Source organism: Alkalihalobacillus sp. BA299 (genome assembly GCF_017745675.1).
In the GTDB taxonomy this organism is placed as follows: domain Bacteria; phylum Bacillota; class Bacilli; order Bacillales; family Bacillaceae_F; genus Alkalihalobacterium.
Genome location: NZ_JAFLJM010000004.1, coordinates 326,534 through 337,520, shown reverse-complemented (window position 1 = coordinate 337,520; position 10,987 = coordinate 326,534). Strand labels below are relative to the sequence as shown.

Genomic DNA, 10,987 nt, shown 5'->3' with positions numbered 1-10,987 from the left:
TGGACTTCGCTCTCCTCCTTACGATAAGGCAACATCGGTTCGCATGCGCTCTCCGTGTTTTCTTTATCTCATACGGAGGGCTTCAGTCCATACGTCGCTAAGCGGGTACTTCCGCTTTTCTTGTCTACATATTATTTAGGAGGATTAAAAATGGAATATAAAGACACATTATTAATGCCAAAAACAGAGTTTCCGATGAGAGGAAACTTACCTAATCGAGAGCCTGATATGCAAAATAAATGGGATGAAATGAACATTTATGAAAAAGTCCAACAACGTACAAAAGGACGCTCATTATTTGTTCTTCATGATGGACCACCGTATGCAAATGGTGATATTCATATGGGTCATGCGTTAAATAAAGTATTAAAGGACATTATTGTTCGATACAAATCAATGAGTGGTTACCATGCTCCTTACGTTCCTGGGTGGGATACTCATGGACTTCCAATCGAAACAGCGCTAACAAAAAATAAAAAAGTAAAACGTAAAGAAATGAGTGTAGCAGACTTCAGAAAGCTTTGTGAAGAATATGCTCTAGAGCAAATTAACCGTCAGCGAGAACAATTTAAACGTCTAGGTGTTCGAGGGGACTGGGAAAATCCTTATATTACTTTAAATAAAGAGTATGAAGCTCAACAAATTAAAGTATTTGGGGAAATGGCGAAAAAAGGTTATATCTATAAAGGTTTGAAGCCTGTTTATTGGTCTCCTTCTTCTGAATCAGCTCTTGCCGAAGCTGAAATCGAGTATCATGATAAACGTTCGCCTTCTATTTATGTAGCTTTTCCAATAAAAGACGGAAAAGGAGTTTTAGAAGGTGATGAAAAAATTGTCATCTGGACAACAACACCTTGGACGATTCCTGCTAATCTTGGAATTACTGTTCATCCTGATCTTGAATACAGTGTTGTTCAAGTAGAACAGGATAAGTTCGTTGTAGCATCAGGTCTGCTTGAGACGTTAGTCAATGAGTTAGAGTGGAATAACAATTATAAAGTGGTGAAAACATTTAAAGGTGATCAGCTAGAAAATGTAGTGGCAACGCATCCGATTTACGATCGTGATTCATTAGTCATGTGTGGAGAGCATGTTACACTTGATGCTGGTACTGGTTGTGTTCATACGGCACCTGGTCACGGGGAAGATGATTACATTGTTGGTCAAAAATATAATTTAGATGTATTATGTCCAGTAGACGATAAGGGTGTTATGACAAGTGAAGCTGAAGGCTTTGAAGGGTTATTCTATGACGAAGCGAATAAACCGATTACTGAGAAGTTAACGGAAGTAGGAGCGCTTTTAAAACTTTCATTTATTACTCATTCTTATCCGCATGACTGGAGAACTAAAAAGCCTGTAATCTTCAGAGCAACAGCACAATGGTTTGCTTCCATCAAAGACTTTCGAGAGGAATTACTTCAAGCGATTAAAGAAGTAGAATGGATTCCTACTTGGGGAGAAACTCGTCTTTATAACATGGTCCGTGATCGCGGGGACTGGTGTATTTCTCGCCAGCGTGCATGGGGTGTACCTATTCCAATTTTTTATGGTGAAGATGGAGAGCCGATTATTACAGATGAAACCATTGACCACGTTTCTGCATTGTTTAGAGAGCATGGGTCAAATATTTGGTTTGAATGGGAGACTGAGAAACTTCTACCAGAAGGGTTCACATCATCACATAGTCCAAACGGTAAATTTACCCGTGAAATGGATATTATGGACGTTTGGTTTGATTCTGGCTCATCACATCAAGCTGTTCTTGTCGAACGTGATGACTTGCAGCGTCCTGCTGACTTGTATCTTGAAGGTTCAGATCAATATCGTGGTTGGTTTAATTCCTCATTATCAACAAGTGTAGCGGTTTCGGGTAAAGCTCCTTATAAAGGCGTATTAAGTCACGGTTTTGCCTTAGATGGCGAAGGTCGTAAAATGAGTAAATCTTTAGGAAATGTCGTTGTACCTAATGATGTTATGAAGCAATTAGGAGCAGATATTCTCCGTTTATGGGTTGCATCGGTTGATTATCAAGCAGATGTTCGCGTATCAGATAATATTTTAAAGCAAGTTTCTGAAGTGTATAGAAAAATCAGAAACACATTCCGCTTCCTTTTAGGAAACTTAAATGGATTCGATCCAAAAACAGACGCTGTATCCATTGAAGATTTACCAGAACTTGATAAATATATGCTCGTAAAATTACATGATGTCATTGGTAAAGTAAATAAGGCGTATGAACAGTATCAATTCTCTAATGTTTATCATGCGTTAAATAATTTCTGTACGGTTGAACTAAGTTCATTTTATATGGATGTTGCAAAAGACACGTTATATATTGATGCACCAAACAGTCATGCACGTCGTTCTATTCAAACAGTTATGTATGAAACGGTTGTTGCATTAGCGAAGCTTGTCTCACCAATTTTATCTCATACGGCAGATGAAGTATGGCCGCATATTCCTGGAAGCGAAGGAGAAAGTGTTCAATTAACAGATATGCCAAACGCCGAAACATTTACGAATGTAGAAGACCTTGTTCAAAAATGGGATCATTTAATGAATGTGCGTAACGATGTCTTAAAAGCATTAGAAAATGCACGTAACGAAAAGAAAATTGGTAAATCTTTAACTGCACAAATTGCTTTATATCCTACAAAGAATTTAATGACTATTCTTGAAAATGTTGATTTACAAAAATTGTTTATTGTATCTCAAGCTACAATCGCTGGAGAGAAAGTAACTGCACCGGAACAAGCTGATATTTATAATGAACTCGCTATCGTCGTTGAAAAAGCTGAAGGAAAAACGTGTGAACGTTGTTGGGTCGTTTCAAAAACGGTTGGAGAGAATGAAGATCACCCGACATTATGTACTTCTTGTGCAACTATTGTTACTGAACATTATAGTGGTTAATTGGATGGAGGCTGACGATATGTCAGCCTCTTCTTCTATAATTAACATTCGATTACAAATGTTGTTTCGGCTAACAATAATCAATTCGGTCAAACTAAAGGTGTACATGTTCATTGTGTACCAAAAAGGGGGAGAAGAATGGGACAGTATGACCAACTTAAAAGGGAACTTGAGCAACGCAAAGCAAGCTTAGAGGAAAGAAAAAAAGAAGCCGATCGTTATGGGTTAGCAGTTACTTCAAGCTTCTCAACAGGAGAGTTGTCACAATATGATAATCACCCAGCTGATACTGCTACTGACTTATATGAACGTGAAAAAGACATTGCCATTTTCGAAAAACTGGAGAAGGAATTGGAAGATGTGAATTATGCGTTAAATAAAATAGAAAATGGTTCGTATGGGACATGCGAAGTAACAGGTCAACAAATTCCTTATGATCGATTAGAGGCAAACCCTACGGCGAGAACTGTTGTTGAGTACTCAAAAGGTCAATTAGCTAATCACCGTCCAGTCGAAGAAGAAGTGTTAGGCAATTTTGATCAATATAATTTTGACAACCGTGATGATGAAACAGAATTTGATGCAGAGGACGCATATCAATCAGTCGCGTCTTTTAATGAAAATAGTATGGTCTTTGAAGATGCATCTATAGACCGTACGGGTGAATTAGTCGGCTATGTAGAAGAATTGGAAGCATTTGCTTCAACTGACATTTATGGATATCAGGGTGATGAATCGGTTGATTTTCAAAGAAACATTCATTATGATCAATATTTAAATGACAAATAAAAGAAGCTGAGTGATGCTCGAGTGCCAAGTACCTCTATGTTTATACATTTCACAAAATACTGTTGGAAAATTTAGGGGTGCTTGCACTTTGAGTTAAATAACAACAATCTTTTAGAAAAGAGTCATACTAAAAAAAGACACTTTCATCATTTTATGCTAAAATGCTAACGTATGTATAAAGAGATGGAGGAAATGACTTTGATTTGGTTATATTATGTTATTGCAATTTTTATTATTGTGTTTGATCAATGGACAAAATGGATTGTCGTAAAAACAATGGAATTAGGTGAACGAATCCCACTTATTGAAAATGTCCTTTATTTTACATCACATCGTAATCAAGGTGCAGCTTTTGGAATTCTTCAAGGACAAATGTGGTTTTTCTATATTATTACACTTATCGTCGTCGGTTTTCTTGTATATTATATTCAAAAAGAAGCAAGGAAGAGTCTTTTGCTTGGCATTTCGCTAGGATTAATTTTAGGTGGAGCAATTGGAAATTTTATCGATCGCGTGTTTCGTGGAGAAGTTGTAGATTTTATTGATACATTTATCTTTACATACAATTTCCCTATATTTAATGTAGCTGATTCTGCCCTATGCGTTGGAGTAGCATTAATTTTCATTAAAATTATTAACGACGAAAGAATAGCAAAGGGGAAGAAGAATGGAAAATTATGAATTCCTAATCACCGATGAACAAGCAAATGAACGAATTGATAAATTAATGACAACCTTTCATCCAGAGTGGTCAAGAACACAAATTCAACAATGGATCAAAGACGGAAATGTTACTGTTAATGGTCAGCAGGTAAAAAGTAATTATAAAGTCCAGTTAAATGATACTTTAGAGTTAGAGATACCAGAGCCAGAACTTTTAGAAGTAGAGCCAGAGCCTATCGATTTAGATATTGTTTATGAGGATGAGGACGTCATTGTTGTCAATAAGCCACGAGGAATGGTTGTTCATCCAGCACCTGGTCATTACACAGGAACATTAGTAAATGGCTTAATGTACCATTGTAAAGATTTATCAGGAATAAACGGTGTCATACGACCAGGGATTGTTCATCGTATTGATAAAGATACGTCTGGATTATTAATGGTAGCTAAAAATGACATGGCACATGAATCTCTTGTTGAGCAATTAAAAGCAAAAACGACAAAACGAGTATACAAAGCAATTGCACATGGTGTTATTTCACATGATTTTGGTACAATTGAAGCACCAATTGGTCGAGATAAGAAAGATCGACAAAGTATGACTGTTACAGAAGATGGTCGAGATGCGATCACACATTTTACTGTACTTGAGAGATTTGATGATTTTACGTACGTTCAATGTGAACTAGAAACTGGAAGGACACATCAAATTCGTGTGCATATGAAATATATTGGGTATCCATTAGCTGGAGATCCGAAGTATGGACCGAAAAAAACGTTAAATATTGAAGGGCAAGCACTTCATGCTGCCGTTTTAGGCTTTACTCATCCGCGAACAAAACAAGAACTACTATTTGAAGCACCACTGCCTCAAGAAATTGTGACTTTACTTGAAGAGTTAAGAAGATAATTGTAAGAACTGTCTTACTATTTTTAAATTAGAAAAACGAATTGACTTTATTGTCGAATAGTGGAATAATAACGATAACAACAATATGATATGATCCTTTAATTACAGTCCCGTGAGGCTGAGAAGGAAGCGGAATTAAGTTAATTTATGGGTGAAGTATGTCCATTAACTAACAACCACTAAACCTCTCATCGTAACGGTGAGAGGTTTTTTTAATTAATACCAACCGCTTTCATGATAGGACAGTAATAATAAAAAGTGTGGAGGTGTTTACTATGGCGAGAGTAATTCTTGATGAACAAGCTATTAGAAGAGCGACAACTCGAATTGCACATGAAATTATCGAACGGAATAAAGGTATTGATAATTGCATTCTTGTAGGAATAAAAACACGCGGGATTTACGTAGCGAAAAGATTAGCAGATCGAATTGAACAAATTGAAGGTGAAAAAATCCCAGTAGGAGAAGTCGATATCACTCTTTACCGAGATGATCTAACTGTTAAGACAAATGATCAGGATCCATTATTACGGGGATCACATATACCTGCTGATATTGCCGATCGTAAAGTGATTTTAATTGATGATGTCCTTTATACTGGTAGAACCGTTAGAGCTGCTTTAGATGCTCTTATGGATTTAGGAAGACCATCACAAATACAGCTTGCCGTATTAATTGATAGAGGTCATCGCGAATTACCGATCCGCCCTGACTATGTTGGCAAGAATGTGCCTACATCAAAAAGTGAAATTATTGCTGCAAAGTTAAAAGAAGTAGATGGTAAAGATGAAGTAAGTATTATTCAATACGAAGCAACTAAATAGATCCTCTTTAAATTAGTCCTGTGAGGCTGACAAGAGACTTTTTATATAGAAAATCGGGAGCTATTCTGTCATTTTCTGTATACATGCCCTCTTTGTCAAGTGTATGGACGAAGAGGGTTTTTATTAACAACAGGAATTAAAGGGAGGAGAAAAATTATGTCACAGCAAAAAGAAATTGGTATCAAAGAGGTACCTCGAATCGATAAATGGTTTATTTTTAGTATTCAACATTTATTTGCAATGTTTGGTGCAACAATATTAGTACCATACCTAGTTGGTTTAAGTCCTGCAGTCGCTTTATTCTCAAGTGGTTTAGGAACTTTAGCTTACTTATTCATTACACGAGGAAAAATACCAGCTTATTTAGGGTCATCCTTCGCATTTATCGCACCCATTATAGCTGCTTCAACGATCGGCGGTCCAGAAGGGGCGATGATCGGAAGTTTTCTAGCTGGGATTATTTATGGAGTGGTTGCTCTATTAATAAAGGCAAGTGGAGTTAATTGGCTGTTTAAAATATTACCTCCTATTGTTGTTGGACCTGTGATTATGGTTATCGGACTAGGGTTAGCAGGTGTTGCCATTAACATGGCGATGAATGTTCCAGGTACATCAGAGTATAGTGGAGTATTGTTCTCTGTGGCGATTGTTACTTTAGGTATTACGATATTATCGGCATTTTTCTTGAAAGGCTTCTTTGGACTAATCCCATTTCTTTTTGGAATTTTTGGAGGATACGTTTATGCATATATTATGGGTGTTGTAGACCTCACACCAGTGAAAGAAGCGGCTATCTTTGCAGTCCCAGACTTTATTATTCCATTTGTAACTTATACACCTAGCTTTAACTGGCATATTGCTGCCATTATGGTACCGATTGCGGTCGTAACAATATCAGAGCATATTGGGGACCAGATGGTTCTAAGCAAAGTAGTTGGGAAAAACTTTATTAAGAAGCCTGGTTTACATCGCTCTTTACTAGGTGATGGAGTTGCGACGATGATTGCATCTCTCCTTGGAGGACCACCTAACACAACGTATGGAGAAAACATTGGAGTATTAGCAATTACAAGAGTATTTAGTGTGTTTGTAATCGGTGGGGCTGCAGTACTAGCAATGACTCTAGCTTTCTTTGGAAAATTCGCAGCATTAATTCAAACCATTCCAACAGCGGTGATGGGTGGTGTTTCGATCCTACTCTTTGGGGTAATTGCCTCATCTGGTTTACGTATGTTAATCGAAAACGGAATTAATATGGGATTAAAACGCAATCTAATAATATCTTCAACGATCCTTGTTATTGGGATTGGGGGAGCATTCATCCAAATTTCAGATGAAATACAAATTGCTGGGATGGCATTAGCGACGATCATTGGGATTGTTCTTCACTTAGTTCTTCCAAATAAAGAACTAAGTTACGGATCGAAATCGATGTTTGAAGACGATCAACAAGTTAATAATTAACTATCCTTTAACATAAGTCCTGTGAGACTTTGAAGGGTTTAGAGACGGACAGTTGATTTACTACTGTCTTTCTTTTAAGCACCCTTCTCTAAAAAAAGGGTGCTTTTTCTAGAAATAATAAAGTAGAGTGAAAATCAAGGAGAGGAAGATGAATATGCACGTATTAACGATGCCATTACTTAAAACGAATGAAATTCATCACATTTTGCATGAAGCTCAAGCATTCTTAAATGGTGACCGTTGGATGCCGAATCGAGAAACATTTGTAGCCAATCTTTTCTTTGAACCAAGCACAAGAACGAAATTTAGTTTTGAAGTTGCAGAAAAGAAACTTGGCCTTCAAGTGTTAAACTTTGAAGCGCAAACATCAAGCGTTACAAAGGGGGAAACCCTATACGATACGGTAAAAACGTTGGAGGCAATTGGAACGAATATCGTTGTTATCCGCCACCAACAGGATCATTATTTTGATGAACTTGTCGGAAAAGTTTCAATTCCAATAATTAATGGTGGCGACGGTTGTGGACATCATCCTACTCAATCTTTACTTGATTTATTAACAATAAAGCAAGAATTTGGAACATTTGAAGGTTTAAAGGTCGTTATTGTAGGTGATATTAGGCACAGTCGTGTTGCTCGCTCCAATGCAGAAGTTCTTCATCGATTAGGTGCGAGTGTATGGTTTTCAGGACCGCGATCATGGATTGATGACTCGATCCCGTATGGCAACTTTATAGATATTGACGATGCTGTTGAAATGGCCGATGTGATGATGATGCTTCGTATACAACACGAGCGGCATGCGGTAAAAATGGTAACGACCAAAAGCGACTATCATCAACAATATGGTTTAACAATAGAAAGAGAACAACGTATGAAAAAAGACAGTATTATCATGCACCCAGCTCCAATTAATCGAGATGTAGAAATTGCAAGCGAACTTGTCGAATGCGAGCGATCTAGAATTTTTAAACAAATGACAAATGGTGTAGCAGTTCGAATGGCAGTATTGAAACGTGCAATTGATAAAGGGAGGGCTTAATAAAATGAAAACTTTAATTAAAAACGGAAAATTACTTAATGAAGCTGGAGAACTTATTGAAGGTGCTGTCCTTATAGAGGACAAAAAAATTGTAAAAATCGGAAGTGAATTAGTAGAAGAAGCTGATGAGGTCATTGATGTTAACGGTAATCTAATCATTCCAGGAATGATTGATTTACACGTGCATTTAAGAGAACCAGGTGGAGAACATAAGGAAACGATTGAAACAGGAACATTAGCTGCAGCAAGAGGTGGATTTACAACAGTAGCTCCAATGCCAAACACACGACCTGTTCCAGATACAAAAGAACAGTTAGATTGGTTGCAAAACAGAATTAAAGAAACCGCACATGTTAGAGTGCTTCCATATGCTTCGATTACGATCCGAGAATTAGGTCAAGAACTAACCGATTTTGAAGCACTTGCAGAAAGTGGTGCGTTTGCTTTTACCGATGATGGAGTTGGGGTACAAAATGCTGACATGATGCTTCAAGCTATGAAAGAAGCAGCGAAAACTAAAAAAGCGATTGTAGCACATTGTGAAGAAAATACACTAATTCATAAAGGCGCTGTACATGAAGGAACATTTTCTGCGAAACATGGAATTAATGGAATTCCGTCGGTATGTGAGTCAGTACATATTGCTCGTGATGTGCTGCTTGCTGAAGCTGCAGATGCTCATTATCACGTATGTCACATTAGTACAAAAGAATCAGTACGTGTCGTTCGTGATGCTAAAAGAGCGGGAATTAAAGTCACAGCAGAAGTAACACCACATCACTTACTGCTTTGTGATGAAGACATTCCAGGTTTAGATCCGAATTATAAAATGAACCCGCCATTAAGAGGGAGGACAGACCTTGAAGCATTAATTGAAGGTTTACTTGATGGAACGATTGATTTCATCGCAACTGACCATGCCCCTCATGGTTCGGAAGAGAAAGCATTAGGAATGGAAAAGGCACCGTTTGGAATTGTCGGTCTTGAAACGGCCTTCCCGCTGCTATATACAAATATGGTTGAAAAAGGAATAATTACGTTAAAACAGTTAGTAAACTGGTTAACCATTAAGCCTGCCGATGCTTTCGGTTTACCATACGGTACCCTTGTTGAAGGTGTCGAGGCAGATATTACTGTCATTGATTTAGAAACAGAAGAGGCGATTAACCCAGAAACGTTTGTATCAAAAGGAAAAAATACACCATTTGCTGACTGGAGCTGTAAAGGTTGGCCGACACATACATTTGTCGCTGGTAAGCTTGTATGGAAAAAGGGGGAGCAGTAATGAAAAGACAGTTAATTTTAGAAGATGGAACCGTATTTGTTGGAAAAGCATTTGGAAGTGAATTTGAAAAAGAAGGCGAAGTTGTTTTTAATACAGGAATGACAGGATATCAAGAAATTTTATCAGACCCGTCTTATTGCGCACAAATCGTAACATTAACGTATCCATTAATCGGAAACTATGGAATTAATCGTGATGATTTTGAGTCAATTGAACCCGCGATCCATGGGCTAATTGTCAAAGAAGCAGCGATACACCCAAGCAACTGGAGAAGTGAAGAATCGATCGATAATTTATTAAAAGCAAAAGGAATTCCTGGCTTAGAAGGAATCGATACGAGAAAACTGACAAGACTCATTCGTAAGCATGGTACGTTAAGAGGCAGACTTTGTAGTATGGAAGTAAATGTGGAGGAAGTTGTTAACCAATTAAATACCGGAGAAGAGCCAAAGGACCAAGTAAAACGAGTTTCAACGAAAGATCCATACCACTGCCCTGGAAGAGGACATCGTGTCGTCCTCGTTGATTTTGGAGCAAAACACGGGATTATTCAAAACCTAATTCAACGAGATTGTGATGTAATTGTCGTACCGTACAATACAACCGCTGAAGAAATTTTAAGATTATACCCAGATGGCATTATGTTATCGAATGGACCTGGAAATCCAGTTGATGTACCAGAAGGGATTGAAATGATTAAAGGCTTACTCGGTAAAGTTCCGATTTTCGGAATATGTTTAGGGCATCAATTACTTGCATTAGCTAGTGGGGCAAGAGCGGCAAAATTAACTTTTGGACACCGCGGTTCAAACCATCCAGTAAGAGAATTAGAAACAGGTAAAATTGATATCACTTCACAAAACCATGGGTATACGATTGAGGAAGACTCGCTTGAAGATACACGCTTAATTGTTACGCATAAAGCAGTTAATGATGGAACGGTAGAAGGTGTAGCCCATTTAGATTATCCTGCTTTTAGTGTTCAATATCATCCAGAAGCATCACCTGGACCAGAAGATTCAAACCATTTGTTTACTAAATTTATTAATTTAATCGAAGAACATAAACAAAGCCGAGTGCGCATTTAACAAATA

General features: G+C 37.6%; 9 protein-coding genes. All 9 read left to right on the top strand.

Features of this window, described 5'->3' with window-relative positions; translation table 11 throughout:
* Positions 1 to 150 precede the first annotated feature (150 nt).
* The 9 genes from ileS (at position 151) to J0N78_RS07700 (ending at position 10,981) form a co-directional block, all read left to right on the top strand.
* Positions 151 to 2,916, top strand: coding sequence for an isoleucine--tRNA ligase (gene ileS / locus J0N78_RS07740; RefSeq protein ID WP_209122455.1), 2,766 nt, complete (start codon positions 151 to 153; stop codon positions 2,914 to 2,916).
* Positions 2,917 to 3,054: 138 nt separating this feature from the next.
* Entirely contained in the window at positions 3,055 to 3,705 is a 651-nt protein-coding gene (locus J0N78_RS07735) for a TraR/DksA C4-type zinc finger protein (RefSeq protein ID WP_209122454.1), read from the top strand.
* A 183-nt stretch (positions 3,706 to 3,888) separates the two neighbouring features.
* Positions 3,889 to 4,386, top strand: coding sequence for a signal peptidase II (lspA, locus tag J0N78_RS07730; RefSeq protein ID WP_209122471.1), 498 nt, complete (start codon positions 3,889 to 3,891; stop codon positions 4,384 to 4,386).
* The gene (locus tag J0N78_RS07725; RefSeq protein ID WP_209122453.1) at positions 4,373 to 5,278 is read left to right on the top strand and encodes an RluA family pseudouridine synthase; all 906 of its coding nucleotides are present in this window, start codon (positions 4,373 to 4,375) and stop codon (positions 5,276 to 5,278) included. Before lspA ends, J0N78_RS07725 begins: the two co-directional genes overlap by 14 nt.
* A gap of 275 nt (positions 5,279 to 5,553) precedes the next feature.
* Entirely contained in the window at positions 5,554 to 6,102 is a 549-nt protein-coding gene (pyrR, locus tag J0N78_RS07720; RefSeq protein WP_209122452.1) for a bifunctional pyr operon transcriptional regulator/uracil phosphoribosyltransferase PyrR, read from the top strand.
* Positions 6,103 to 6,258: 156 nt separating this feature from the next.
* Entirely contained in the window at positions 6,259 to 7,566 is a 1,308-nt protein-coding gene (locus J0N78_RS07715; RefSeq protein ID WP_209122451.1) for a solute carrier family 23 protein, read from the top strand.
* Positions 7,567 to 7,720: 154 nt separating this feature from the next.
* Positions 7,721 to 8,608: an aspartate carbamoyltransferase catalytic subunit gene (locus J0N78_RS07710; protein ID WP_209122470.1), complete on the top strand. Its 888-nt coding sequence runs from the start codon at positions 7,721 to 7,723 to the stop codon at positions 8,606 to 8,608.
* 4 nt (positions 8,609 to 8,612) lie between these two features.
* On the top strand, positions 8,613 to 9,893 hold the full coding sequence (locus tag J0N78_RS07705) for a dihydroorotase (protein WP_209122450.1): 1,281 nt from the start codon (positions 8,613 to 8,615) through the stop codon (positions 9,891 to 9,893).
* Positions 9,893 to 10,981: a carbamoyl phosphate synthase small subunit gene (locus J0N78_RS07700; RefSeq protein ID WP_209122449.1), complete on the top strand. Its 1,089-nt coding sequence runs from the start codon at positions 9,893 to 9,895 to the stop codon at positions 10,979 to 10,981. Before J0N78_RS07705 ends, J0N78_RS07700 begins: the two co-directional genes overlap by 1 nt.
* Positions 10,982 to 10,987 lie beyond the last annotated feature (6 nt).

Bases quoted from the DNA above. Each gene is read 5' to 3' on its own strand.
- ileS (WP_209122455.1), top strand. From the start codon at position 151: ATGGAATATAAAGACACATTATTAATGCCAAAAACAGAGTTTCCGATG.
- J0N78_RS07725 (WP_209122453.1), top strand. From the start codon at position 4,373: ATGGAAAATTATGAATTCCTAATCACCGATGAACAAGCAAATGAACGA.
- pyrR (WP_209122452.1), top strand. From the start codon at position 5,554: ATGGCGAGAGTAATTCTTGATGAACAAGCTATTAGAAGAGCGACAACT.
- J0N78_RS07710 (WP_209122470.1), top strand. From the start codon at position 7,721: ATGCACGTATTAACGATGCCATTACTTAAAACGAATGAAATTCATCAC.
- J0N78_RS07715 (WP_209122451.1), top strand. From the start codon at position 6,259: ATGTCACAGCAAAAAGAAATTGGTATCAAAGAGGTACCTCGAATCGAT.
- J0N78_RS07700 (WP_209122449.1), top strand. From the start codon at position 9,893: ATGAAAAGACAGTTAATTTTAGAAGATGGAACCGTATTTGTTGGAAAA.
- J0N78_RS07705 (WP_209122450.1), top strand. From the start codon at position 8,613: ATGAAAACTTTAATTAAAAACGGAAAATTACTTAATGAAGCTGGAGAA.
- J0N78_RS07735 (WP_209122454.1), top strand. From the start codon at position 3,055: ATGGGACAGTATGACCAACTTAAAAGGGAACTTGAGCAACGCAAAGCA.
- lspA (WP_209122471.1), top strand. From the start codon at position 3,889: ATGGAGGAAATGACTTTGATTTGGTTATATTATGTTATTGCAATTTTT.